This is a genomic window from Proteus sp. STS61-E (genome assembly GCF_040932335.1).
GTDB classification, from domain to species: Bacteria; Pseudomonadota; Gammaproteobacteria; order Enterobacterales; family Enterobacteriaceae; genus Proteus; species Proteus mirabilis_B.
The window spans coordinates 1-24,764 of record NZ_JBFQGE010000009.1 but is presented as its reverse complement, the minus strand read 5'-3'; the positions used below and the strand labels follow the sequence as shown (position 1 = coordinate 24,764).

At 39.4% G+C, this 24,764-nt stretch carries 23 protein-coding genes; 3 read left to right on the top strand and 20 right to left on the bottom strand.

Annotation, left to right across the window (positions count from 1 at the left end; genetic code table 11):
• Positions 1 to 5: 5 nt before the first annotated feature.
• From AB4J89_RS17735 to asnC, 16 genes are all read right to left on the bottom strand, one after another.
• Positions 6 to 1,139: a M20 family metallopeptidase gene (locus AB4J89_RS17735; protein WP_088494180.1), complete on the bottom strand. Its 1,134-nt coding sequence runs from the start codon at positions 1,137 to 1,139 to the stop codon at positions 6 to 8.
• 833 nt (positions 1,140 to 1,972) lie between these two features.
• Positions 1,973 to 3,799, bottom strand: coding sequence for a glutamine--fructose-6-phosphate transaminase (isomerizing) (gene glmS, locus AB4J89_RS17730; protein WP_088494181.1), 1,827 nt, complete (start codon positions 3,797 to 3,799; stop codon positions 1,973 to 1,975).
• A gap of 159 nt (positions 3,800 to 3,958) precedes the next feature.
• Positions 3,959 to 5,332, bottom strand: coding sequence for a bifunctional UDP-N-acetylglucosamine diphosphorylase/glucosamine-1-phosphate N-acetyltransferase GlmU (gene glmU, locus AB4J89_RS17725; RefSeq protein ID WP_088494182.1), 1,374 nt, complete (start codon positions 5,330 to 5,332; stop codon positions 3,959 to 3,961).
• 152 nt (positions 5,333 to 5,484) lie between these two features.
• A complete protein-coding gene (locus tag AB4J89_RS17720) occupies positions 5,485 to 5,901 on the bottom strand; it encodes a F0F1 ATP synthase subunit epsilon (RefSeq protein ID WP_006534340.1) in 417 nt (138 codons plus the stop codon).
• Between the two features lie 21 nt (positions 5,902 to 5,922).
• On the bottom strand, positions 5,923 to 7,305 hold the full coding sequence (gene atpD, locus AB4J89_RS17715) for a F0F1 ATP synthase subunit beta (protein ID WP_023583323.1): 1,383 nt from the start codon (positions 7,303 to 7,305) through the stop codon (positions 5,923 to 5,925).
• Between the two features lie 34 nt (positions 7,306 to 7,339).
• Positions 7,340 to 8,203 (bottom strand): F0F1 ATP synthase subunit gamma, encoded by an 864-nt coding sequence (atpG, locus tag AB4J89_RS17710; protein WP_006534342.1) that lies wholly within the window; start codon positions 8,201 to 8,203, stop codon positions 7,340 to 7,342.
• A 58-nt stretch (positions 8,204 to 8,261) separates the two neighbouring features.
• Positions 8,262 to 9,803 (bottom strand): F0F1 ATP synthase subunit alpha, encoded by a 1,542-nt coding sequence (gene atpA / locus AB4J89_RS17705; protein WP_006534343.1) that lies wholly within the window; start codon positions 9,801 to 9,803, stop codon positions 8,262 to 8,264.
• 14 nt (positions 9,804 to 9,817) lie between these two features.
• A complete protein-coding gene (gene atpH / locus AB4J89_RS17700; protein ID WP_006534344.1) occupies positions 9,818 to 10,351 on the bottom strand; it encodes a F0F1 ATP synthase subunit delta in 534 nt (177 codons plus the stop codon).
• Between the two features lie 12 nt (positions 10,352 to 10,363).
• Positions 10,364 to 10,834 (bottom strand): F0F1 ATP synthase subunit B, encoded by a 471-nt coding sequence (gene atpF, locus AB4J89_RS17695; protein ID WP_036914499.1) that lies wholly within the window; start codon positions 10,832 to 10,834, stop codon positions 10,364 to 10,366.
• Between the two features lie 61 nt (positions 10,835 to 10,895).
• Positions 10,896 to 11,135, bottom strand: coding sequence for a F0F1 ATP synthase subunit C (gene atpE / locus AB4J89_RS17690; RefSeq protein WP_004246596.1), 240 nt, complete (start codon positions 11,133 to 11,135; stop codon positions 10,896 to 10,898).
• Between the two features lie 45 nt (positions 11,136 to 11,180).
• Positions 11,181 to 12,005 carry a F0F1 ATP synthase subunit A gene (atpB, locus tag AB4J89_RS17685; RefSeq protein ID WP_072071088.1) on the bottom strand — a complete coding sequence of 275 codons (825 nt, stop codon included), beginning with the start codon at positions 12,003 to 12,005 and terminating at the stop codon, positions 11,181 to 11,183.
• Positions 12,006 to 12,036: 31 nt separating this feature from the next.
• Complete coding sequence (atpI, locus tag AB4J89_RS17680) at positions 12,037 to 12,414, bottom strand: F0F1 ATP synthase subunit I (RefSeq protein WP_098941545.1); 378 nt, start codon at positions 12,412 to 12,414, stop codon at positions 12,037 to 12,039.
• 613 nt (positions 12,415 to 13,027) lie between these two features.
• A complete protein-coding gene (gene rsmG, locus AB4J89_RS17675) occupies positions 13,028 to 13,654 on the bottom strand; it encodes a 16S rRNA (guanine(527)-N(7))-methyltransferase RsmG (RefSeq protein WP_088494184.1) in 627 nt (208 codons plus the stop codon).
• Positions 13,651 to 15,549, bottom strand: a complete 1,899-nt coding sequence (mnmG, locus tag AB4J89_RS17670; RefSeq protein ID WP_088494185.1) for a tRNA uridine-5-carboxymethylaminomethyl(34) synthesis enzyme MnmG — start codon at positions 15,547 to 15,549, stop codon at positions 13,651 to 13,653. Before mnmG ends, rsmG begins: the two co-directional genes overlap by 4 nt.
• 377 nt (positions 15,550 to 15,926) lie before the next feature.
• Entirely contained in the window at positions 15,927 to 16,367 is a 441-nt protein-coding gene (mioC, locus tag AB4J89_RS17665) for an FMN-binding protein MioC (protein WP_088494186.1), read from the bottom strand.
• 100 nt (positions 16,368 to 16,467) lie between these two features.
• Positions 16,468 to 16,929 carry a transcriptional regulator AsnC gene (asnC, locus tag AB4J89_RS17660; protein ID WP_023583317.1) on the bottom strand — a complete coding sequence of 154 codons (462 nt, stop codon included), beginning with the start codon at positions 16,927 to 16,929 and terminating at the stop codon, positions 16,468 to 16,470.
• A 159-nt stretch (positions 16,930 to 17,088) separates the two neighbouring features.
• Between asnC and asnA the strand changes: the two genes are divergently transcribed.
• Positions 17,089 to 18,081: an aspartate--ammonia ligase gene (gene asnA / locus AB4J89_RS17655; protein ID WP_088494187.1), complete on the top strand. Its 993-nt coding sequence runs from the start codon at positions 17,089 to 17,091 to the stop codon at positions 18,079 to 18,081.
• On the opposite strand, the gene viaA is transcribed toward asnA, so the two are convergent.
• Both viaA and ravA read right to left on the bottom strand, forming a co-directional pair.
• Positions 18,082 to 19,539, bottom strand: coding sequence for an ATPase RavA stimulator ViaA (gene viaA / locus AB4J89_RS17650; protein WP_088494188.1), 1,458 nt, complete (start codon positions 19,537 to 19,539; stop codon positions 18,082 to 18,084). It abuts the gene before it with no gap.
• A 7-nt stretch (positions 19,540 to 19,546) separates the two neighbouring features.
• Positions 19,547 to 21,046 (bottom strand): ATPase RavA, encoded by a 1,500-nt coding sequence (ravA, locus tag AB4J89_RS17645; RefSeq protein WP_088494189.1) that lies wholly within the window; start codon positions 21,044 to 21,046, stop codon positions 19,547 to 19,549.
• A 281-nt stretch (positions 21,047 to 21,327) separates the two neighbouring features.
• On the opposite strand from ravA, the gene rbsK reads away from it, so the two are divergent.
• Entirely contained in the window at positions 21,328 to 22,257 is a 930-nt protein-coding gene (gene rbsK / locus AB4J89_RS17640; RefSeq protein WP_088494190.1) for a ribokinase, read from the top strand.
• 65 nt (positions 22,258 to 22,322) lie between these two features.
• Here the strand turns inward: rbsK and mdtD are convergent, their stop codons facing one another.
• The gene (gene mdtD, locus AB4J89_RS17635; protein WP_088494191.1) at positions 22,323 to 23,717 is read right to left on the bottom strand and encodes a multidrug transporter subunit MdtD; all 1,395 of its coding nucleotides are present in this window, start codon (positions 23,715 to 23,717) and stop codon (positions 22,323 to 22,325) included.
• A gap of 82 nt (positions 23,718 to 23,799) precedes the next feature.
• Complete coding sequence (locus tag AB4J89_RS17630; RefSeq protein ID WP_023583311.1) at positions 23,800 to 24,486, bottom strand: FadR/GntR family transcriptional regulator; 687 nt, start codon at positions 24,484 to 24,486, stop codon at positions 23,800 to 23,802.
• A 40-nt stretch (positions 24,487 to 24,526) separates the two neighbouring features.
• Here AB4J89_RS17630 and AB4J89_RS17625 point away from each other — a divergent pair.
• Positions 24,527 to 24,764 (top strand): hypothetical protein (locus AB4J89_RS17625; RefSeq protein ID WP_088494192.1); only part of this gene is annotated, 238 nt, incomplete at its 3' end.

The following is a 24,764-nucleotide window of genomic DNA, read 5'->3' as shown; positions in this document are numbered from 1 at the left end:
TCACCTTATTGAGACAAGCGCTTTAAAATATTGGCAAATAGCACCGTTCTTTCGGTTAATGAAGGCAAATCAATATATTCTTTATCGCTGTGTTGATATCCCCCAATAGGGCCTAAACCATCTACACTAGGTGTGCCAACCCCTGCTGTAAACGAAGCATCAGAGCCACCACCTGTTGAAATATCTTCAATATCAAGACCAAGCAGACGAGCTTGCTCTTTGATGATGTCAATTAATGCACTACTTTCAGGTGTTTTAACCATAGGAGGGCGATTAATACCACCATTAAGTGTAAGTTTAATTCCTTCTAATACAGGTTTGCTGCATACTTCTCTTACAAGTTTATCAATTTCAACACCTTGCTCATCGGTTGAAATACGAACGTCAATCTCAGCACGCGCATTAGGTGCGACGGTATTAACGGATGTACCACCAGAAATCAATCCTACGTTGACAGAAAGGCCGTCATCATGACGAGAAAGTGCGTGTAATGCTTGGATTTTATAAGAGAGCTCTTGAATAGCGCTAATTCCCGCTTCTGGTGCAATACCAGAGTGAGATGCTTTACCTTCAATTAAAAGCTCATAAGTTCCCACACCTCGACGCGCACTCACAATCGCTCCATTAGCACGAGCAGGCTCCATCACTAAGGCATAGGATTTATTTTTGGCATACTGTTCAATCAGACCACGAGAAGTTTTTGAGCCAATTTCTTCATCACAATTTAAGAAGATTTCAACATTTTTATAAGCATTATTACCTGATTGCATAAGTGCATTGATAGCATAATAAGTCAGAACATGGCTGGCTTTCATATCAATAACACCAGGGCCATAAGCACGAGTATCTTCGATACTAAATGGGCGTTCTGCCACTGTTCCTTTAGGAAAAACAGTATCAAGATGGGCAGCAATGAAAATCTGTGGATCTTTGGCTTCTTTATGAACTAAGCGATAATTATTGCCCAGTTTTTCATTATTAAAAACCTCAACAATAAAGCCTAATTGCTCATAACGTTGAATCAGTAAATTAGCAACGGCATCAACGCCCTCTTTATCATAAGATCCGCTTTCTGTGTTCACTAATTCTTTTAAAAATTCAACCATTTCATTGTATTGTGAATTAATTGTGTTTTGCATTTCTCTTACCTCTTGTAATTATAATTTGCAGTTTTTCTTAGCTTACTTTTGAGCTTTATTTCTCCTGAAAGAACTCGCTTATAAACTGCAATAAAACGCTAAAGAACGATCATTAGCGCTAATTTGTAATTTTCATTATTTATTAATAAATAAAACAACCTTAAACTTTACATATATTTAATATGATTGCATCTATTTTTTAAAATCATAACAACAATTAATTAAACTAGCGATAAACCGTAATTTGAAGAAATATAACTATTGAATAAGAGATCGGATGAGATAAGAGAATTAACCTGAATATTACTTGACTATTTAAATAAGAAATTAGACAAATAAAACCAAATAAAACATAAATTAACACTTCTCTAAATCAAATTAATACAGAAAGAATAAAACATAAATATAATAAAAATTTAAATTAAAGCATAATATTTATAAAAAATTATTTTAATAAAAAAACAAATACCATTAAAAAACAATGGATTATAATAAATATATTTATTTATTTATTTATTTTTAAAATATAAAATATATTTTAGATTTTACTATTTAATATTCTATTCCTAGAAAAGGTAAATAAACACGCCTATTGAATAAGCGGTTTAACTTTAGTGATTTATTCTATAAGTTAAGCCTTCTTCATCAATAATTATTAAACATTATTATTACTAAGATTGTTGTTAATTCGTAACGCTAGCCTTATTTAATAAATATTATTTATAACTAAAGGTGAAAAACACTATAAATATAATAAAAAACCCAGTGATCCAATTAAGGCTTCACTGGGTTTAAGTATAAATAACAATAAATTATTTATAAAAAGCTAATTTTTATTCAACTGTAACCGATTTTGCTAAGTTACGAGGTTGGTCTACGTCTGTGCCTTTAATTAAAGCAACATGATAAGACAACAACTGTAATGGTACGGTATAGAAAATCGGCGCGATAAGCTCTTCAACGTGAGGCAGTGAAATTAACTTCATCGTTTCGTTTTCTTCAAAGCCTGCATCTTGATCTGCAAACACATACAGTAAACCACCACGTGCCCGAACTTCTTCGATATTAGATTTTAATTTCTCTAATAACTCATTGTTTGGAGCAATGATAATAACCGGCATATCTGCATCAATTAAAGCTAATGGACCATGTTTTAATTCACCAGCAGCATATGCTTCAGCATGAATATAAGAGATCTCTTTTAGCTTTAATGCACCTTCTACCGCTATTGGATATTGGTCGCCACGACCTAAGAATAAAGCATGGCTTTTTTCTGAGAAGTCTTCAGCTAACGCTTCAATCACTTTATCTTTCGATAACATGCTTTCAATGCGGCTTGGCAATGCATGTAATGCTGTTGAAACTTCCTGTTCTAATGTCGCAACACCTTTAATACGTCCCATATATGCCACCAGCATTAATAGAACGGTTAACTGTGTTGTAAATGCTTTGGTTGATGCAACACCAATTTCAGCACCTGCTTTAGTCATTAAAACAAATTCAGACTCACGAACTAAAGAAGAGCCAGCAACGTTACAAATTGCTAAAGAAGATAAATAACCCAACTCTTTAGATAAACGTAGTGCAGCTAACGTATCTGCTGTTTCACCTGATTGAGATAATGTGATCAGTAAGCTATTACGGCGAGTTGCTGGTTTGCGGTAGCGATATTCTGATGCAATTTCAACATCACAAGGAATACCTGCTAAAGATTCAAACCAATAACGAGAAACCATACCTGCGTTATAAGAAGTCCCGCAAGCTACAATTTGAATATGTTCAACTTTAGATAAGATCTCTTCAGCTTTAGACCCTAACTCACTGAGATCGATAGTTTCTGATTTTAAACGACCTTCAAGGGTATTTTTAATCGCCAGAGGCTGTTCGTAGATCTCTTTTTGCATGTAGTGGCGATAAACACCTTTATCACCCGCATCGTATTGAACATTTGATTCAATCGTATCACGATTAACTTCATTGCCATTCACATCAAAAATATGAACGTGGCGACGAGTAATTTCAACAATATCCCCTTCTTCAAGGTAGATAAAGCGACGGGTAACAGGTAATAATGCCAATTGGTCAGAAGCAAGGAAGTTTTCACCTACGCCAAGACCTACCACCAGCGGGCTACCAGAGCGAGCAGCGACTAATAACTCTGGTGTACGGCTATCCATAATCACAGTGCCGTAAGCACCGCGTAATTGAGGAATAACGCGTTGTACAACTTCACGTAATGTACCACCTTGACGCTGTTCCCAGTTAACAAGGTGAGCAATCACTTCAGTGTCAGTTTGAGAAGCAAACTGATACCCTTTTTTAATTAATTCTGCTTTCAGTTCTTGGTAGTTTTCGATAATACCATTGTGTACCACGGCAATAGTGCCAGATACATGAGGATGTGCATTATCTTCACAAGGTTCACCATGTGTTGCCCAACGTGTATGAGCAATACCTGTACCACCAATCACTTGTGTCTTTTCTGCTTCTTCTGCCAGCATTTGTACTTTGCCAGCTTCACGCAGACGTGTCATTTTACAGTCATTATCCACAACCGCTAAACCCGCAGAATCATAACCTCGGTATTCTAAACGACGTAAGCCTTCAATTAAGATTTCAGCGATATCGCGTTGTGCAACTGCACCTACTATTCCACACATTGTGTTATTCCTAAAACTGTGCGTTTATTCGCACTTGGATGTCTTATACCTGATTGGTTTATTCCCCAAGCCATTGTAGAAAGCGAGGATATTTTTTGTTTTTAGAATAATAGCGTACAAGAAAAGGGCGCTAATTAAATATACGCCCTTATCTTAAAATTATTGTTTTTTCTTCACTGGACGTTTCCATCCGCTGATATGAGTTTGCTTAACTCGACTGATCACTAATTCGTTTTCATTCACGTTTTTAGTGAGCGTTGTTCCTGCACCAATGGTTGCTCCATTAGCAACCGTCACTGGCGCTACTAATTGGGTATCAGAACCAATAAAGACATCATCACCAATAACTGTTTTGAATTTATTCGCACCATCGTAGTTACAAGTGATAGTACCTGCACCAATATTAACGTTAGCGCCGACTTCAGTATCGCCTAAATAAGTTAGATGACCAGCTTTAGAGCCAACACCTAAACTTGCTTTTTTCATCTCAACAAAGTTACCAACGTGAGCTTTATCCGCTAATTCACTACCTGGGCGAAGACGTGCAAATGGTCCAACAGTACACTCTTGTGCTAAGTTTGCATCCTCGATCACCGTATATGGGCTAATAATCGAGTTATCACCAATCACACAGTTTTTCAGAACACAACCTGTACCAATTTCAACGTTATTTCCTAAAGTTACATCACCTTCAATAATAACGTTAGTATCAATCACGACATCTTTACCGTGAGTTAATGTGCCACGTAAATCAAAACGTGCAGGATCAAGTAACATAACGCCTTCTAATAATAAGCGTTCTGCTTGTTCTGTTTGGTAAATACGTTCTAATGCAGCCAGTTGTAAACGGTTATTCACGCCTTCCATTTCACTATGATGACGAGGGTGAGCCGTTTCAATTTTACGACCTTCTTTATACGCTAACGCGATAATGTCAGTAATGTAATACTCTTTTTGTGCATTATTATTATTGAGTTTACCTAACCAACGTTTTAAATCACCACCGTTTGCTACTAAAATGCCCGTGTTGATTTCAGTAATTTTGAGTTGTTCTTCAGAAGCATCTTTTTGTTCGATAATGCCAGTCACTTCGCCATTTTCACGAACAATACGACCATAGCCCGTTGGGTTATCTAAAATAACCGTTAATAAGCCAATACCACCTTCTGGTTTTACTTCAATTAAACGTTCTAACGTTTCTTTGGTGATAAGTGGAACATCACCATAAAGCATCAGGATATCTTCATCATCAGCAAAGAAAGGCGCAGCTTGTTGCATTGCGTGACCTGTTCCTAGTTGCTCTGCTTGTAGTACCCAATTAACAGGTTGTGAACCTAATTTTTCTTTCATTAGTTCACCGCCGTGTCCATAGACAAGGTGTGTTTGTTGAGCACCTAATGACTTGGCAGTATCAATCACATGTTGAACCATGGATTTACCTGCAAGTTTATGAAGAACTTTAGGTAACTGTGAATACATGCGGGTGCCTTTTCCCGCAGCAAGAATAACAACGCTTTTAGCTGAATTAGACATAATTAACCCGATAACTCCCGTAAAGAATGGCAAGTAAACCTGTTTATGCCAAATAATACTACATATTTCGTCACACAAAATATTTCATGACGCAAAAAAGCCAGTTAGCTAAGAACCAACTGGCTTTTTTATTCATAGACTGCCTATTTACATCAACGACGAGTCAATTCGATTACACGTAGTTTTGCAATCGCTTTGGCTAATTCTGCTGATGCTTGAGCATAATCAACATCACCATGAGAGGATTGAATGTGTTCTTCAGCTTTACGCTTAGATTCCAACGCTTTCGCTTCATCCAAATCACGACCACGGATAGCTGTATCTGCCAGTACAATGACGCCAGTCGGCTGAACTTCGAGAATACCACCTGAAAGGTAGATAACCTCTTCTTCGCCCGATGTTTTAACGACACGTACCATGCCCGGTTTTATGGCAGTTAATAACGGGGTATGCTGCGGATAAATACCGAGCTCACCTTCGCTACCAGTTACCTGAATTCGTTTGACTTCGCCGTCATATAACTGCTTTTCAGCGCTGACAACTTTCAGGTGGAACGATGTATCGGCCATATCAACCTCCCGTCAGCCGTATTAAAGCTTCTTAGCTTTTTCTACTGCTTCTTCGATAGTACCAACCATGTAGAACGCCTGCTCTGGCAGGTGGTCATAATCACCGTTCAGAATACCTTTAAAGCCACGGATAGTGTCTTTCAGGGAAACGAACTTACCTGGTGAACCGGTAAATACTTCAGCAACGAAGAATGGCTGAGATAGGAAGCGCTGGATCTTACGCGCACGCGCAACAACCAGTTTATCTTCTTCTGACAGTTCATCCATACCTAAGATAGCGATGATGTCTTTCAGTTCCTGATAACGTTGCAGGATAGACTGAACACCACGAGCGACATCATAGTGCTCTTGGCCAACTACCAGTGGGTCTAACTGACGACTGGTTGAATCCAGTGGGTCAACCGCAGGGTAGATACCTAATGAAGCAATTTGACGGCTCAGTACAACTGTCGCATCTAAGTGAGCAAACGTAGTTGCTGGTGATGGGTCAGTTAAGTCATCCGCAGGTACGTATACAGCCTGTACAGAGGTGATTGAACCCGTTTTGGTTGAAGTGATACGTTCTTGCAGAACACCCATCTCTTCAGCCAATGTTGGCTGGTAACCTACCGCTGATGGCATACGACCTAACAGTGCTGATACTTCAGTACCTGCTAAGGTGTAACGATAGATGTTATCGACGAATAACAGTACGTCACGGCCTTCATCACGGAATTTTTCAGCCATAGTCAGACCAGTCAGTGCTACACGCAGACGGTTTCCTGGTGGCTCATTCATCTGACCATAAACTAACGATACTTTGTCAAGAACGTTAGAATCTGTCATTTCATGATAGAAGTCGTTACCCTCACGAGTACGCTCACCAACACCGGCAAATACAGAGTAACCTGAGTGCTCGATCGCGATGTTACGGATCAATTCCATCATGTTAACTGTTTTACCAACACCCGCACCACCGAACAGACCTACTTTACCACCTTTAGCAAACGGACAGATTAAGTCCATTACTTTGATACCGGTTTCAAGCAGTTCTTGTGAGTTTGATAACTCTTCGTAGGTTGGTGCTTCACGGTGGATAGACCAACGTTCTTCAGTTGCAATATCACCTTTCATATCGATAGGTGTACCCAGAACGTTCATGATACGTCCCAGTGTTGCTTTACCTACTGGTACTTCAATTGGGTGGCCCAAGTTTTCAACTTTTAAGCCACGGCTTAAACCGTCTGATGTACCCATTGCGATACAACGAACGATACCACCGCCTAACTGTTGCTGAACTTCCAGCACCAGTTTTTCTTTACCATTCATAACCTCAAGAGCGTCGTATACTTTAGGGACGCTATCCTGAGGGAACTCGGCGTCCACTACGGCGCCGATTACCTGGACAATCTTTCCAGTAGCCATCTTGAATCCTCTACGTAATTCGTAAACCTAGCTGTTATACCGCGGCTGCACCAGACACAATTTCTGTAAGTTCCTGAGTAATGCTTGCTTGGCGTGCTTTGTTGTACACCAATTGCAGTTCTTTAATCAGGTTACCACCGTTATCTGTAGCGGCTTTCATCGCGACCATTCGGGCGGCCTGCTCACTCGCTAAGTTCTCTACGACGCTCTGGTAAACTTGCGATTCGATATAACGACGCAGTAAAGTATCCAGTAACGCCTTAGGATCAGGTTCGTACAGATAATCCCAAGATTTTTCTTTCAGCTCTTCGTCATCACCTGGTGGTAATGGTAAAACCTGAAGAATTTTAGGCTCTTGAGCCATGGTATTGATGAACTTATTTGCCACCACATACAGTTTATCTAAACGACCTTCGTCATAAGCCTGCAACATGATATTGACTGGACCGATAAGGTCTGACAGTTTTGGATCATCACCCATACCAGTTACTTGACCAACAACATTCCCGCCTACTGAGCCAAAGAATGAAGCGGCTTTAGAACCGATTAGTGCTAAATCTACCTGCACACCTTTTTCAGACCACTCTTTCATGTCTGCCAACAGTTTTTTGAACAAGTTAATGTTCAAACCACCACACAAACCACGGTCGGTCGAAACAACCAGGTACCCGACACGTTTAACTTCACGCTCTTCGAGGTATGGATGTTTATATTCCAGATTCCCTAACGCAAGGTGACCAATCACACTGCGCATGGTTTCTGCATAAGGACGGCTGGCTGCCATGCGTTCCTGCGTTTTACGCATTTTCGACGCGGCGACCATCTCCATCGCTTTAGTGATCTTCTGTGTGTTTTGCACACTGGCGATCTTCGAACGTATCTCTTTTGCGCCGGCCATTTCTGCTTCTCCTCATGAACCAGACGGCCTAATGTTTAACTATTAGGCCGAATAGTTATTACCAGGACTGAGTCGCTTTGAAGTTTTCTAGCACGCCTTTCAGCTTCGCTTCGATTTCTTCGTTATAAGTACCAGTCTGGTTGATTTCTTTCAATAAATCAGCATGTTCACGAGAGGCATAAGCTAATAAAGCCGCTTCAAATGGCACAACTTTTGAAATTTCAACATCTTCCAGATAACCACGTTCTGCTGCAAACAGTGATAAAGACTGTTGTGCGACAGACATTGGTTCGTACTGTTTCTGTTTCAGCAATTCAGTCACTTTCTGACCGTGGTTCAATTGTTTACGGGTAGCATCATCCAGATCTGAAGCGAACTGTGAGAATGCTGCCAGCTCACGATACTGCGCAAGTGCAGTACGGATACCACCAGAAAGTTTCTTCATGATCTTAGTCTGAGCTGCACCACCCACACGAGATACGGAGATCCCTGGGTTAACAGCTGGACGGATACCTGCGTTAAACAGGTTAGATTCTAAGAAGATCTGACCATCGGTAATAGAGATTACGTTCGTAGGAACGAATGCAGAAACGTCCCCTGCTTGCGTTTCGATAATTGGTAACGCAGTCAGAGAGCCGGTTTTACCTTTAACTTCACCATTAGTGAAAGCTTCTACGTACTCAGCATTAACGCGAGCAGCACGCTCCAGTAAACGGGAGTGCAGATAGAAAACGTCACCAGGGTATGCTTCACGTCCAGGTGGACGACGAAGTAACAGTGAAATTTGACGGTATGCGACAGCCTGTTTAGACAGGTCATCATAAATAATCAGGGCATCTTCACCACGGTCACGGAAGTATTCACCCATTGCGCAACCTGAATAAGGAGCTAGGTATTGCAGCGCTGCTGATTCTGATGCAGAAGCAACAACAACAATGGTGTTTTCTAACGCGCCATGTTCTTCTAATTTACGAACAACGTTCGAAATAGTAGAGGCTTTCTGACCGATAGCGACATAGATACATTTAATGCCAGAGTCGCGTTGGTTGATGATCGCATCGACAGCCAGAGCAGTTTTACCTGTTTGACGGTCACCGATGATCAATTCACGCTGACCACGACCGATTGGGATCATGGCATCGACGGATTTGTAACCTGTTTGTACAGGCTGATCAACTGATTGACGGTCGATAACACCAGGAGCAATCATCTCAACAGGTGAGAATCCATCATGCTCTACTGCACCTTTACCATCAATCGGCTCACCCAGTGTGTTTACCACACGGCCAAGCAGACCACGCCCAACAGGTACTTCCAGAATACGACCTGTACATTTAACTTTCATGCCTTCTGCTAAGTCAGCATAAGGACCCATCACAACCGCACCAACAGAGTCGCGCTCTAAGTTCAGTGCGATAGCGAAACGGTTACCCGGCAGTGCGATCATCTCACCCTGCATAACTTCGGCTAAACCGTGGATACGAATGATACCGTCACTAACGGATACAATCGTACCTTCATTGTGAGCTTCACTCACTACATTGAACTGAGCAATGCGCTGCTTGATCAGTTCGCTGATTTCAGTGGAATTCAGTTGCATATGCTCCAGTCCCCTTAAGACTGCAAGACGTCCGTTAATCGCTCTAAACGGCCACGAATACTGCCATCGATGACGAGGTCACCGGCGCGTATAATCATGCCTGCGATAACAGACTTATCAATTTTGCAATTCAGCTTCACTTTGCGTGATAGACGTTTTTCCATCGCTGCAGAAATGTTAGCTAGCTGCTGTTTAGTTAGCTCAATGGCAGAAGTTACTTCAACGTCAACCGTTGACTCTAGTACTGCGCGCAATTGAATAAATTGGCTCAATACTTCAGGCAACGTTGATAAACGGCCATTATCAGCCATAACACGAATTAAATTCTGAGCATGACCATCTAATTGTTCGCCACAAAGGTCGACAAAGATGTCAGCCAGTTTTTCTGATGCTAAAGAACCAGAAAGTAATTCGGTTACCTGCTCATTGCGTGCTACTTCAGCGGTGAACGCCAGCATAACCTGCCATTTATCGACAGCCTGGTTTTCCACAGCAAAGTCAAAAGCTGCTTTGGCGTAGGGGCGAGCTACCGTTGCTATTTCAGACATGCCCCTCCCTCCTTACAGTTCAGCGACCAGTTTATCAACGATGTCGCTATTAGCAGCTTCATCCACGGAACGTTCAATAATTTTCTCGGCACCTGCGATAGCCAGCATTGCGACTTGTTTACGAAGTTCTTCACGAGCACGTTTACGCTCTGCATCCAATTCGGATTGAGCTTGTGCAACGATCTTACTACGTTCTTGCTCTGCTTCTGCTTTAGCATCTTCAATCATTTGAGTGCGTTGTTTATTCGCGGATTCAATGATTGCTTGAGCTTCTGCTTTTGCTTTCGCTAGCTGATCGCCTGCATCGGCTTTCGCTAAATCTAAGTCCTTTTTAGCACGTTCTGCAGATGATAAACCGTCAGCAATTTCTTTTTGACGTTTTTCAATGGCCGCCATAATTGGTGGCCATACGAATTTCATACAGAACAAAACAAACAGGACAAATGCGACGGCCTGGCCGAGGATTGTTGCATTTAAATTCACAGCACAATACCTCTTTCTTGGTTATTAACTAACTTGATGCTTTTACTGCTCATTGCCATCATTAGGCAACAGCAAACATCACGTAAAGGCCCAGACCCACAGCAATCATTGGGATGGCGTCAACCAGACCCATAACGATAAAGAACTGTGTACGCAGAAGAGGGATCAGATCAGGCTGACGAGCAGCACCTTCTAAAAATTTGCCTCCGAGGATTCCGATACCGATTGCAGCACCGATTGCAGCTAAACCCATCATAATAGCGGCAGCCATGTACAGCAGATCCATACTCAGGTTTTCCATGACAGTCTCCAGTTTGTTTCAGTTATTTCTTCAAAGAGTTAATAATTAATGTTCTTCAGATGCCATCGACAGATAGACAATCGTTAGAACCATGAAAATAAATGCTTGTAACGTAATAATCAGTATGTGGAATATTGCCCAAGGAAGGCTTAATAACCACTGTGACCACCACGGTAACAGACCAGCAATAAGAATAAAGATCAGTTCACCTGCATACATGTTACCAAACAGTCGAAGACCGAGGGAAACAGGTTTTGATAGCAGGCTTACCCCTTCCAAGATTAAGTTGACAGGAATAAAAATTGGGTGATTAAAAGGCTGTAAAGTCAGCTCTTTTGTAAACCCTTTTATGCCTTTCATCTTAATGCTATAGAAAAGGATCAGGATAAATACACCAATTGCCATCGATAGAGTAATACTCACGTCCGCAGTCGGAACGATGCGTAACGCTGGTAACCCTAAGATGTGTTCACCGATATAAGGGATGAAGTCGATTGGTAATAAATCCAGGGCATTCATTAACAGCACCCAAACGAACACAGTCAATGCCAAAGGTGCAATGACCTTGCTCTTTCCGTGATACATATCACGGACGCTGCTATCAACGAAACCGATGATCATTTCTACTGCAGTCTGGAATTTTCCCGGTACGCCACTGGTTGCTCTTACTGCTACTTTTCTAAACAGCCATAGGAATAGTGCTCCCATCAGTACTGAAAAGAAAAGTGAGTCAATATTTAACACCCAGAATGATGGCGCATTTTCAGCATGGGGATTGACCAACTCGAAAGTACGCAGGTCCAACTGAAGGTTATTCAGGTGGTGACCTATGTAGTCTCTAGTGGTTAATGCTTCTCCTGATGCAGACATGATGCCAATTACCCTTTTGTTGTTAAAAACGCTAACCGTTAATGACGGCTGGTGCAACGACCTGCATAACAAGCACCGCTAAGTAGGTCATGACCAGTGGTGCAAATGCCGCTTTAAACACTCCTAAAGCAACAATCAGCAAGGCTATTGATAATATAACCTTCAACCCTTCACTGAAAGCAAAAAGCCAGTTTATGCGAACTGGAGCTTCTTCTTCGTTGACTTTTTGTAAGCGCATTAACAAAAGAAAAGCAATATTGGGTAACCAACATGCCAATCCGCCTAAAAAAGCCGAAAAACTCCAGTCTGTACTCTTTAAGTAGAAACTCGCACTGAGAATAACAAAAGTCATAAACTGCAAAAATAACAGTTTCAGTGCAACTTTCCCGTTGTAGAGGGAGACAGACATGACGTTTGTATTCTCCAGACTAGCTATCGTAAAAGGTATTACTGAATGATGTATCAAACTGTCTTTGCTATAAAGTGTCAAGTGACAAAAACGAGCAAATTATACGGGGCGTGGCAATGAATTCAATCAATAAGTAGCGAAAAAGTGAAGATTAATTTAAATTTCTTACCAAGGTTCCATTTATGAAAAATGATTAAGAACAAAAAGAGTAAAAATAATAGTGCTGAAGAAAATAAATAGCGTGATATACATCACAAATATAAAAGTATAAATAAAGCTTATTTCATAAAATATATAACAGAGTTAACAATTAAACTCCCTTTTATGAACAATTTAGTGGCAATTGAAAAATAATTAGCCAATTTTCAATTAAATAAATTCAATATTTTTATAATGCACAGAATTATTAATTTATTTTGGAAATAAAAAGAGAAAAACTGAGGTTACAAAGAGAATTAAAGTAAAAGATAATAAATTGTTAATTTATTGTTTTATTGAGGTGAATTTTAATGACTCTCATAAATCCCCATAAAACAAATGGCGATAACATTGTAAATATTATCGCCAGAGCACAAAAAATGAAAAAAGGATCTGTGAGACTCAAGACATTTGATTAAATAATCACCAAATGTCTTTGTTCATTCAATTCAGGTATCGATAAGCTAATCACTTTTTCAGGCATTTTTAACCCATTATCAGCAAGTTCATCTAACTCTTCTTGATGAATTTGTCCTTTCAATGCATAAAAACGACCGTGTTCTTCAGTCACTAAATGAGAGCACCAAGAGAGCATATCGTTCATAGAGGCAAATGCTCGACTGATAACGCCATCAAAAGGCTTCTCTGTTTGGTATTCTTCAACGCGATATTGAACAGGTTCGATATTATCAAGTCCTAGTTCATGTTGAACTTGCTTCATAAAACGAACGCGTTTACCTAAGCTATCCAATAATACAAAGTGGTGATCGGGACGCATTATCGCCAATGGAATACCGGGCAATCCAGGACCTGTTCCCACATCAATAAATCTTTCACCTTCAAGATATTGACTCACAACAATGCTATCCAAAATATGACGGATAAGCATTTGCTGTGGATCTCTTACAGAGGTGAGGTTGTAAGCTTTATTCCATTTATCAAGCATCGCGACATAACCCGTAAGTTTTTCAGCTTGAATATCTGTAAGCTCAATATTGGCTTGCTTAGCCAGCTTTTTTAGCCGATTAAGTAAGTCACTCATGATGCGCTCCTGCGTAATAGGCCTTGTTTTTTCAACCAAACTAATAAAATGGAAATAGCAGCAGGTGTGACTCCTGAGATCCGCGATGCTTGTCCGATCGATGTCGGTTTGTGATCGTTAAGTTTTGCAATAACTTCGTTAGATAATCCGCTGACTTGTTTATAGTCCAGATCAATCGGTAACGCGGCATTTTCATTGCGTAGCTGCTTTTCGATCTCTTCTTGCTGGCGATTAATGTAGCCTTCGTACTTAACTTGGATCTCAACTTGTTCAGCAGCTTGCGGTTTTGAATCATCAATACCCGGTGCAAAACGAGTGATATTTTTCAGTATGTCGTAAGTCATTTCTGGGCGACGTAATAAATCTTCACCATTAGCTTCTTTAGATAATGGCGTATTCAGCAATTCATTGATTTCTGAAAGATTATCAGCTTGTGGATGAACCCAAATATTTCTTAAACGTTGACGTTCTTTTTCGACAAGCTCAACTTTTTCACTAAATTGTGCCCAACGGTTGTCATCAACCATACCTAATTCACGACCAATTTCAGTTAGACGTAAATCAGCATTATCTTCACGTAACATCAAGCGATATTCAGCACGAGAAGTAAACATGCGGTATGGCTCTTTTGTACCAAGAGTACAAAGATCGTCAACTAACACACCAATGTATGCTTGATCACGACGTGGGAACCAACCTTCTTGATCGAAGGCATAGCGTGCCGCATTAAGACCTGCAAGCATGCCTTGAGCAGCGGCTTCTTCATAACCGGTTGTACCGTTAATTTGGCCAGCAAAAAATAACCCGTTGATAAATTTGCTTTCTAGAGTTTGTTTTAGATCTCTAGGATCGAAGAAGTCATATTCAATAGCATAGCCAGGTCTAATGATCTTCGCATTTTCCATACCTTTCATTGAGTTTACTATTTGCATTTGAACATCAAAAGGTAAGCTCGTTGAAATCCCATTTGGGTAAATTTCGTTACTTGTTAAACCTTCAGGCTCTAAAAAGATTTGATGTGAGTTACGATCAGCAAATCTCATCACTTTATCTTCAATAGATGGGCAATAACGAGGCCCTATTCCTTCGATGACACCGGCGTACATTGGGCTACGATCGAGGTTATTACGAATAACATCGTGCGTTTTTTCGTTTGTGTATGTGATATGGCAAGGCATTTGTTCAGGATGCTGATCCACATTACCTAAAAACGAGAAAACAGGCATTGGAGTATCACCCAACTGAACAGCTAATTGGCTGAAATCGATAGTTCTCGCATCGATACGGGGTGGTGTACCTGTTTTTAAACGACCTACACGTAGAGGTAATTCGCGTAGTCGGTGTGATAACGAAACTGATGGAGGATCACCAGCACGACCACCACTGTAATTTTCTAAACCAATATGGATTTTTCCATCAAGGAAAGTACCAACGGTTAAAACAACAGATTTAGCACGGAATTTTAAGCCCATGCGAGTGACAGCACCTGTCACTTGGTCGTTTTCAACAATGAGATCTTCAACAGGTTGTTGGAAGATCATTAAATTAGGTTGATTTTCAAGAGTAGTACGAACAGCTTGGCGATAAAGAACACGGTCAGCTTGTGCTCTTGTTGCTCTTACAGCTGGGCCCTTACTTGCGTTAAGGGTTCTGAATTGGATCCCTGCATGGTCAATAGCGGTTGCCATTAATCCACCCATGGCATCGATCTCTTTTACCAGATGCCCTTTACCAATCCCACCAATAGCTGGGTTACAAGACATTTGGCCCAAAGTATCAATATTGTGGGTCAGTAATAGGGTTTGACGCCCCATACGAGCTGCAGCCATAGCGGCTTCTGTACCGGCGTGACCACCACCGATGACAATGACGTCAAAGTGTTCTGGATAAAACATGTGTGAACCTTAAATGTTACGAATGCTGAATGTGTTGCATTGGGAAAACGAATTCTACTCAACTTTTTGACAGATACAAGCGAGCAGATCCGCAGGTAATTATTTAAAGATCTTTTTATTTAAAGATCTCTTTATTAGATCTTTTATTAGGGAAGCGATCCTCTGTGGATAAGTGGATTTTCTATTTAAAGATCATAAAAGTGTAAAGGATCATATACTGTGAATGATCCGTGATCTATCTGCTGATAAGCTGGGATCAAAATGACGACTTATGCACAGGTCATTTCTTGATATAGCCTTATACAATGGATAACTACGGGTTAACCCCTGCTTTTAAGCAGAGTTATCCACATTCGTTTGCTGCTTTTTTGTGCAAATTAAAGTAAATTTTTCCAAGAAGCTATCCATTCTTCTGCTGGATCTTCCGGAATGTCGTACTTTTGAATATCAATTTCGAGACGATCGCCAAGGCGAGTTGCCCCTTTTTCCACCAATTTTTGATCCAATGTTCTGATCGCACCGCAGAAAGTGTCATATTCACTACTTCCTATGCCGATCGCACCAAAGGTGACATTACTAAGATCAACGGAATCAGCAGATATCTCATTAGCAAAAGGCAGTAAGTTGTCAGGAATATCACCCGCACCATGCGTTGATGTGACCACCAGCCAGATCCCTTCATTTGGAAGATCATTAAGAGAAGGTCCATGGTGCAGATCTGTCTCAAATCCTTCATCAGATAAGATCTCTGCAAGGTGTTCTGCGACATATTCAGCACTACCCATGGTACTGCCACTAATAAGAGTGACTTTTTTCATTAATGATCTCCTTATATTCAAGACGCGCTATTGTACGCTGTGAATCACTTGGGATCTACCTGTGGATAATGTGGTTATAAAAAAAAATAAGAATTTACCCTTATGGCTTGATCGTCCTTATTATCGGGTTTTGCAGAGAGATCAGGGTTTCTGTTGACTGAATTTCATCGATTGTCTGGATTTTGTTGATAAGTACGTCTTGTAAGGCTTCTATACTTTTACACATAACCTTCGTAAAAATACTGTATTGCCCTGTTGTGTAGTACACCTCTACAACTTCATCTAACTTATCTAGTTTATCTAATGCAGTGTGATAGTCTTTTGCGCTCTTAAGAATAATGCCAATAAAGCAGCAGACATCAAAACCGAGTTGCTTTTCACTAATATCAACTCGAGTTCCTGTAATAATTCCCGCCTGCTTCATTTTCTCAACTCGAACATGAATTGTGCCTGGGCTAACTTCGAATTTTTTGGCCAATTCAGCGTAAGGTGTTCTCGCATTCGCCATTAATGCGTGAAGTATGTCACGATCGAGATTATCGATCTGATAAATATTGTCCATAAATTCCCTCTGTTTTTAACGATAATACATTTTTATAGCGTTATTTTTAACGATTTAAAACAAGCAAGGCTATTTTTAATGAAGTATATTGAATTTAGTACCCATTTTGTTGCTTAATCTATATCAGCGAAACACGACATCACCACTAGGGATACAAAAATGGAAAAATCATTCATCCAGACTCAACAGCAAATTAGCTTTGTTAAATCTTATTTTTCACGACTGCTGGAAAAAGAATTAGGACTGATTGAAGTTCAAGGACCGATCTTAAGTCGCCTTGGTGATGGAACTCAAGATAACTTATCTGGTCATGAGAAGGCAGTACAAGTTAAAGTCAAATCTTTACCAGATTCTACTTTTGAGGTTGTCCATTCATTAGCTAAATGGAAACGTAAAACATTAGGTCGTTTTGGATTTAGTTCTGGGCAAGGTCTTTATACTCATATGAAAGCTTTGCGACCAGACGAAGATCGCTTAACTCAAATCCACTCAGTTTATGTTGATCAGTGGGATTGGGAAAAAGTGATGGAAGATAAAGAGCGTACAGTTCCTTATCTTAAACAGACAGTGGGTAAAATTTATCAGGCAATAAAAGAAACTGAAAAAGCCGTCAGCGAAGAATTTGGTCTGGTACCGTTCCTGCCAGATCAAATTCAATTTATCCACACTGAAGAGTTACTGCGTCGTTATCCTGACCTTGATGCTAAAGGCCGTGAAAAAGCGATTGCAAAAGAATATGGCGCTGTTTTCTTAATTGGTATTGGCGGTAAGCTTTCTAGTGGTGAATCTCATGATGTGAGAGCGCCTGATTATGATGACTGGACGACACCAAACGAAGATGGATTTGAAGGTTTAAACGGTGACATTCTTGTCTGGAACCCTATTCTGCAAGATGCGTTTGAATTGTCATCAATGGGTATCCGTGTCGATCCTGAAACATTAATGCGTCAGTTAACATTAACAGATGATACTAAGCGTCTTGAGTTGGATTGGCACAAAGCATTAATGCATGGTGATATGCCACAAACTATCGGTGGCGGTATCGGCCAATCTCGTTTAGTGATGCTACTGTTACAAAAAGAGCACATTGGACAAGTACAATGCGGCGTGTGGGAAAAAGACACCCGTTTAGCTTTCGCCGATATGTTGTAATTATTGCCGCCAGCGTCGAAGTAAACGACTTTTTAATCCAGTATCAAAACGCCATATATGGTCAAAGATTTTCATGATGCTGGGTTTACCGTAATTGGATAGGGTAACCGCATGGAAGCGATTGTGCTGTTGCTGTTGGCTTTTTTTGATTTTGTTGATTAGGTTTTCGGGTAACCTTTGGGCGACAAAGTCAGAAATAACAACAGCATCAGCATCTTTCCATGCTGGGCTATTGAGTTTTTCTGCGACATTATCTAAACAAGCACTTAAGTCCGTCCCCCCTCTAAATGACTGATTCAAAAACTTGATAAGATCTTGCAGGCCATTAGACGATGACAACTGATAATGTACAGTTTCAGTTGAAAATAACATTACATGGCATGAACGATTATCTGCTAGCGCTATTTTCATCAATGCTAGCCCAAAAGCTTTAGCACATTGCTCGTTAAATCCTCCCATCGAACCTGATGTATCAATACATACAATAAAAGGTCCTCTCGGTCTTTCTTCATCATGATGATGAGTTACTGGACGCAATACAGTACGCTCTTGCCAATTGTCTCCTTGCAACCGATAAGTATTGAGTTGTTTTTCTACCAGCTTTCTATAAAACTCATATTCGATTTCATTAATACCTAACAAAGCGAGTTCAGCAGGAAGTAAGCGCAAGATATCATCACTGAGCCCTATTCCATTGACTTGCTCAGGTGTTGTATCGGGTGCTTTCTCAACAATAGTCACAGGTTCAAAAATCACACTCTCTTCAGGAAGTGATTTGGCTGTTTTGCTACGCCCAAGCAAACTTGCGAGTTTATGTAACTCAGGTTGTTGATCGAGAAAGTCGCTATAACGTTGAATAATTTTCTCATCGAAAGGTGTTTTTGTTAAAACGCCTTTGCTCATATCCCATAAACGCCCTGCTGCACGCTCATTTTCTGAGAATGTATTACTTAAGCTTCCACTTAACGCCAAACGTTCTTGTAATTCAGCAAGGAGTTGCTCTTGCTCTTGGTCAAATAGGGCTTTGTGTAATGCAGTGACTTGGAAAATTAAACTTATCCGCCAATGTTGAATAAACAAAGCTTGTTGAGCTGGTGAAAAAGGCTTATTGGTTTTGATCAGCTGCGATGCTTCTTCAATAAAAGAGGAATCTAGCTTGTTTAATTCAGCCAGTATTTGCTCTACTTGCTGATTAAATATGGCGTTACCTAATGACTGTGTTTGTTGATAAAGGGCAAATTCATCAGCAATCATGGTAGGTACTAAGGTTTCTTTTACTCTTTGCTGTAAGCTTTTTTTCCATTGGTGGATATCTTTAAGTAAGGCTTTTTTGAGTCTTGGGTGTTTTTCAAAAAATACCGCTAATTGAGGCGATGCAAGTACAGCAATAATAACTTCCTCAATAAGCTGCCCTTCATTTATGGCTAAAAGCATATCTAATGTTGAAAGTGTCAGCATAATATCATTACTTTATTTGGCTTTTTAATTGCGATAATTTTTCATTAAGCTGAACAAAACTTTGCTCGATGGAAATAAGCCAATCATTATCAATAAATAAATTTGGTTGATGATGATTAAATTTTTCCTGCTCACCATAAATTTGTTGAGTCAGATCTTTTAATTTATCTAGCCACTCTTTGTTATCTTCAATAGGAGCAGCGGGCGCTGTCTCTTTTTGCTGATAAAGAGATGTTGTTCGACGACTCACATCTAAAATTTCTAATACACCATCTTGGCGTATTTGCGCATTAATTGATTGTGGGAAACCAATACCATTTAAACGCGCTAATAATTCATCCCCTTTAGCTAAAAAGTTTTCTAATGCTTTTTGCTCGATAGTAATAAAGTTAACTTGAATACTATGGATATGCAGAGGGATGTGTAAAAACAACGTGAATTTATCAGCCTGCATTTTTTCTGATAGGCTAAAATGTGCATTTCGCCCAAACATTCCACTTTGTTTTTCAAAACGAAAGGCCTGTTGATCTTGTTTACTTCTTGTTGATTGCATCCACTCAGCCCATAAACTTTCTGTTTTTCTAATTAACTCTAGCTGGTGGTAGGCTTGTTCTGTTAAAAGGCTTTGTAATAGTTTATCTAATAACGCAAATGATGCTTGGTCATGCCACAGGCAATCTTTTAATAAAATAAGATCTAACGGTGAAATAGCACTACGACCATTAAAAAAGGCACTGGCTTGTAAAAGGCGTACCGCTTTTTTCCAGCGTCTATCTGAAACATAAGGTGCTGCATCACTTTTATCTAAAGACTCACGAAGTTGATAAATTAAATCAAATAAGTGGTCATCTAAAGTGATCTTTTCTAATTCAGATTGCCAACGTGAGAACTCTTCTGCGGTAATTTGAATATGTTCTGGAATATGAAAAGAGCCTACTTCTTTATTAATAAGTAATGCACGAAAGTTTTTCTTATCTTGTACTTTGGTTAACCAAATACGAATAAGCATTCGGTCATATAGTGCTTCAAGACTACTGTCTGAATCAGGTAGTTCATTAGAGGCGGATACTAATAAACGCATTGGAATAGCAACTTCAGCCTCTCCATTTCTAAATTTACGCTCATTAATCGCTGTTAATAACGTATTAAGAATAGCAGGTCCTGCTTTCCATATTTCATCAAGAAAAACAACTTCAGCATCAGGTAGATATCCTTCAACCAAACGCTGATATTTACCTTCATCTTTTAAAGCTTGAATAGATAAAGGGCCAAAAATTTCTTCAGGGGTTGAAAAACGCGTCATTAGGTATTCAAAAGCTTTAGCCTCTTTAAAGGCTTCTTTCATTCTTCTGGCTATTAAACTTTTAGCAATACCAGGAGGACCAAGTAAGAAAACACTCTCACCACTTAGTGCTGCAAGTAGACAAAGACGGATAGCTGACTGTCGCTCATAAAGCCCAGTTTCAAGATATTGGCTAAGTTGTGAAATCCGCTCTGCAAGTTGCATAAACACTCCTAATAATGGGTACTTATTTTCGTCATCACCCTGAAAATATCAGAAAAGGATTGCTGACATATAGTCAAACATTCTATTAGCACACAAATTGTTTATAACAAAAATCGATTCAGCTTCCTACTGCTTATTTTTGGTTCTTTTTTGTTTTACTAGCGAAACGTTTCGATGGTGATCACGTTTTTTCATTAATGTTGCTGAGATGATCGGTTTAAAATATTGAATGTCATTTATGCAATACATCTAGAATTTATTACTGAAAGTAAGGAAAAATCATGGAAGCGAAGAAACTTGTGATTTTAGGTAGTGTTAATGCTGATCATATTCTTAATGTTGCCCATTTTCCGCTTCCTGGTGAAACTATTTCAGGTAACCAATTTCAAATGGTCTTTGGCGGTAAAGGTGCTAATCAGGCGGTTGCCGCTGGGCGTTGTGGTGCGAATATTTCATTTCTTGCTTGTTTAGGAAATGACGATATTGGTAAAAAAGCTAAAGCTCAATTAATAACAGATAACATTGATACTAATAGCATTGAGTTAATTGATGATGTAGCAACGGGTGTTGCGCTGATTTTTGTTAATCAGCAAGGCGAAAATGTTATTGGTATTCATGCAGGTGCTAATGGACGATTAGATACAAGTTATGTTCAGCGCCATGGGAATATAATAAAAGAGGCTGATGCGCTGTTAATGCAATTAGAATCGCCCCTTGATTCTGTTTTGAAAGCCGCTGAAATTGCTAAACAAGAAAATGTGCAAGTAATATTAAATCCAGCACCAGCTCAACCATTACCTGATGAGCTGTTATCTCTTGTCGATATTATTACTCCAAACGAAACAGAGACTGAATATCTGACTGGAATTAAAGTTATAGATGATGAAAGCGCTCAACAAGCAGCGGATGTTCTACATAATAAAGGTATTAAAACGGTTCTTATTACATTAGGAAGCCGTGGTGTTTGGGTAAGCGAACCAAATAGTAAAGGTTGTATTGTTCCTGCATTTAAAGTGAAAGCGGTAGATACCATTGCGGCAGGTGATACATTTAATGGTGCATTAATCACTGCTTTATTAGAGGGACAATCTATGATGCCAGCAATTAAGTTTGCTCATGCGGCGGCAGCCATTGCCGTTACCCGAGCAGGAGCTCAACCATCAGTACCATGGCGTCATGAAGTGGATGCTTTTTTAGCTTCATCCTTGTAGCGTGTTTCTTCTATATATAAAGAAAAAGAGAGCATAAGCTCTCTTTTTTAGTTTGAATAAAGCTATTAGGCTTTTTTCTTTTTATTAGTTAGGTTATCGCCATCATGTTTATCAAGGAGTAAGAATACAAAGGAAGACAGCAATGTAATGATACCAACAGTAATAAAAGTATAATGGAAGTTATCAACCGTAGTACCCACATTCTCTGTATCAAAATATCCTAAAATAGATGCACTCACTGCAATACCAAAACTAATTGCCAATTGTTGGGTGACAGCCAAAACACTATTTCCTGAGCTTGCATTGTTGTCTGTTAAATCAGCCAATGAAATTGTATTCATTGATGTAAATTGTATAGACATGACCACTCCTAATAAAAAGAGTGGAATGACAAGATAGTAAATAGACATATCCGGTGATTGAAGTGAGAACTGAGCTATCATCAAACCAATAATAATTGTGATAGCAAAGAGTGTTCGACGATAGCTAAATTTCACTAAGATCTTTGTGACAAATGATTTTGCTAAAATAGAACCTAAAGCCATTGGTGCCATCATCATACCGGAAATTATTGCAGGGTAACCAAAACCCACTTGCAACATAAGTGGCATTAAGAAAGGAATACACCCTGTTCCTAATCTTGTTGCAATATTCCCTGCAATACCGACAGAGAATGTGCGTGTTTTAAATATATTGAGGGGGATTAGTGGTTGCTGGTGGCGTCTTGCATGATTGACGTATAATCCTAGTAAAGAAAATCCCCCTAAAATAATGGCAATAGGAATATAGCGAGAGATATTTTTATCACCAAAAAGATCAAGACTGACAGAAAGCATGACTAAGCCAAAACCAAAGAAAATAAAGCCAAGTAAATCAAACTTGCGTTTTGGCATGGTGAAATTAGGCATATGCTTGATGGCATAGAAAATACCTAATAGTCCAATAGGAATATTTATAATGAATATCCAATGCCAAGAGGCATAAGTCACCAATACTCCTCCTAAAAGAGGTCCTGCTATGGGACCTACTAATCCTGGCATTGTGACAAAGTTGAGAATGGGCAGTAATTCGCTGCGTGGATAAGCTCTTAATAAAGCAAGGCGTGCAACCGGCATCATCATTGCACCACCTATACCTTGTATAATTCGTGAAATAACAAGAAAAGTGAGGTTAGGAGAAAGTGCGCATAATAAAGAGCCACCAGAAAATAAAGAAACCGCAATAATAAAAATTTTACGCGTTCCGAATCTATCGGCTAACCATCCACTGACGGGGATTAATAATGCAACAGTTAATGTATAGCTGATAACAGCTGATTGCATAGCGAGAGGAGAATGATTAAGGCTTTTTGCTATGTCTGGTAATGCCGTATTAAGAATGGTTGCATCGAGAGCCTGCATAAAAAAAGCCATTGCAGCAATCCAAGGCAACCCAGACATATTTTTGGCGGATTTCAACATGAAGCATATACCGTCTTTGTTCTATATTTTGATTATCGCTTCATTATAAACAGAAAACCTATAAAATTTGTATTAAAACTATTCAATCACTCGTTAATAAGATTAAACAGAGATCACGCGCCTTATTTCCATCTTTATCAATAATTGCCTGAACAATTTGATTATGTGTTTCCGGTTGAACAGTTTCATTACCCACAATAAGATCGAAATACTTTTTATAAGCAGAAAGAAATAATGAGCCAAAAGAGGCAAAGAACGGATTGCCACTTGCTTGATAAATGAGATAGTGAAATTGAGTATCGATATCTAGCCAATGTTGTCTATCAAAATTCTCATCAAGCAACTGCATTTCTCTACCAAATAAAGCAAGAGACTGTTTTTGGCTTTCGGTTGCATTAAATGCGGCTAAATAACAGGCTTGGGGTTCTATTGCTAAACGGACATGATGGAAATAATGGCTGACTTTATTAAATTCACCACTGTCTATCCACCAATTAAGAAGATCATTATCTAATAGATTCCAATTTTGCATTGGAGTGACACGAGTACCTATTCTTGGACGAGGTAAAAGCATTCCTTTAGCTGCAAGCATTTTTATTGCTTCTCTAATAACAGTCCTGCTGACGGAGAGTAATTCTGCTAATTCTATTTCTCCTGGTAACAAAGATTCAGGTTCATAGTGACCAGAAAGAATTTGTTTACCTAATTTTTCAGCAACTATATAAGAAAGATTCTTTTGAGAAGCTGAACGTTGTTCGCTAAATTGCATAATAAAGGTTACCTATACCATAATTTATCTTCTATCTTACGTGAGTCAGCTAGAGAAAGCTGTTCGGATTTTACGCTATCAGCATAAAATTAGAGCGTTTTTCTTTATTTTGTTGAAAAAAAAAGCGAACAGAAAAAAAGTTGAAATAAACACTTGCGCTAATCCGAGAACTCCCTATAATGCGCATCCACTGACCGACGATGAGCTGACAACAGCCACGAAGGACAGCGAAGAGAAAAGAAAAAAGTTTGAAAAAACTCTTGACTCTTCAGAGGAAT

What these genes read in the sequence shown, in the direction of transcription:
- AB4J89_RS17735 (WP_088494180.1), bottom strand. Translation starts at nt 1,139, where the DNA reads ATGCAAAACACAATTAATTCACAATACAATGAAATGGTTGAATTTTTA.
- glmS (WP_088494181.1), bottom strand. Translation starts at nt 3,799, where the DNA reads ATGTGTGGAATAGTAGGTGCAGTTGCACAACGCGATATCGCTGAAATC.
- glmU (WP_088494182.1), bottom strand. Translation starts at nt 5,332, where the DNA reads ATGTCTAATTCAGCTAAAAGCGTTGTTATTCTTGCTGCGGGAAAAGGC.
- AB4J89_RS17720 (WP_006534340.1), bottom strand. Translation starts at nt 5,901, where the DNA reads ATGGCCGATACATCGTTCCACCTGAAAGTTGTCAGCGCTGAAAAGCAG.
- atpD (WP_023583323.1), bottom strand. Translation starts at nt 7,305, where the DNA reads ATGGCTACTGGAAAGATTGTCCAGGTAATCGGCGCCGTAGTGGACGCC.
- atpG (WP_006534342.1), bottom strand. Translation starts at nt 8,203, where the DNA reads ATGGCCGGCGCAAAAGAGATACGTTCGAAGATCGCCAGTGTGCAAAAC.
- atpA (WP_006534343.1), bottom strand. Translation starts at nt 9,803, where the DNA reads ATGCAACTGAATTCCACTGAAATCAGCGAACTGATCAAGCAGCGCATT.
- atpH (WP_006534344.1), bottom strand. Translation starts at nt 10,351, where the DNA reads ATGTCTGAAATAGCAACGGTAGCTCGCCCCTACGCCAAAGCAGCTTTT.
- atpE (WP_004246596.1), bottom strand. Translation starts at nt 11,135, where the DNA reads ATGGAAAACCTGAGTATGGATCTGCTGTACATGGCTGCCGCTATTATG.
- atpB (WP_072071088.1), bottom strand. Translation starts at nt 12,005, where the DNA reads ATGTCTGCATCAGGAGAAGCATTAACCACTAGAGACTACATAGGTCAC.
- atpI (WP_098941545.1), bottom strand. Translation starts at nt 12,414, where the DNA reads ATGTCTGTCTCCCTCTACAACGGGAAAGTTGCACTGAAACTGTTATTT.
- rsmG (WP_088494184.1), bottom strand. Translation starts at nt 13,654, where the DNA reads ATGAGTGACTTACTTAATCGGCTAAAAAAGCTGGCTAAGCAAGCCAAT.
- mnmG (WP_088494185.1), bottom strand. Translation starts at nt 15,549, where the DNA reads ATGTTTTATCCAGAACACTTTGACGTCATTGTCATCGGTGGTGGTCAC.
- mioC (WP_088494186.1), bottom strand. Translation starts at nt 16,367, where the DNA reads ATGAAAAAAGTCACTCTTATTAGTGGCAGTACCATGGGTAGTGCTGAA.
- asnC (WP_023583317.1), bottom strand. Translation starts at nt 16,929, where the DNA reads ATGGACAATATTTATCAGATCGATAATCTCGATCGTGACATACTTCAC.
- asnA (WP_088494187.1), top strand. Translation starts at nt 17,089, where the DNA reads ATGGAAAAATCATTCATCCAGACTCAACAGCAAATTAGCTTTGTTAAA.
- viaA (WP_088494188.1), bottom strand. Translation starts at nt 19,539, where the DNA reads ATGCTGACACTTTCAACATTAGATATGCTTTTAGCCATAAATGAAGGG.
- ravA (WP_088494189.1), bottom strand. Translation starts at nt 21,046, where the DNA reads ATGCAACTTGCAGAGCGGATTTCACAACTTAGCCAATATCTTGAAACT.
- rbsK (WP_088494190.1), top strand. Translation starts at nt 21,328, where the DNA reads ATGGAAGCGAAGAAACTTGTGATTTTAGGTAGTGTTAATGCTGATCAT.
- mdtD (WP_088494191.1), bottom strand. Translation starts at nt 23,717, where the DNA reads ATGTTGAAATCCGCCAAAAATATGTCTGGGTTGCCTTGGATTGCTGCA.
- AB4J89_RS17630 (WP_023583311.1), bottom strand. Translation starts at nt 24,486, where the DNA reads ATGCAATTTAGCGAACAACGTTCAGCTTCTCAAAAGAATCTTTCTTAT.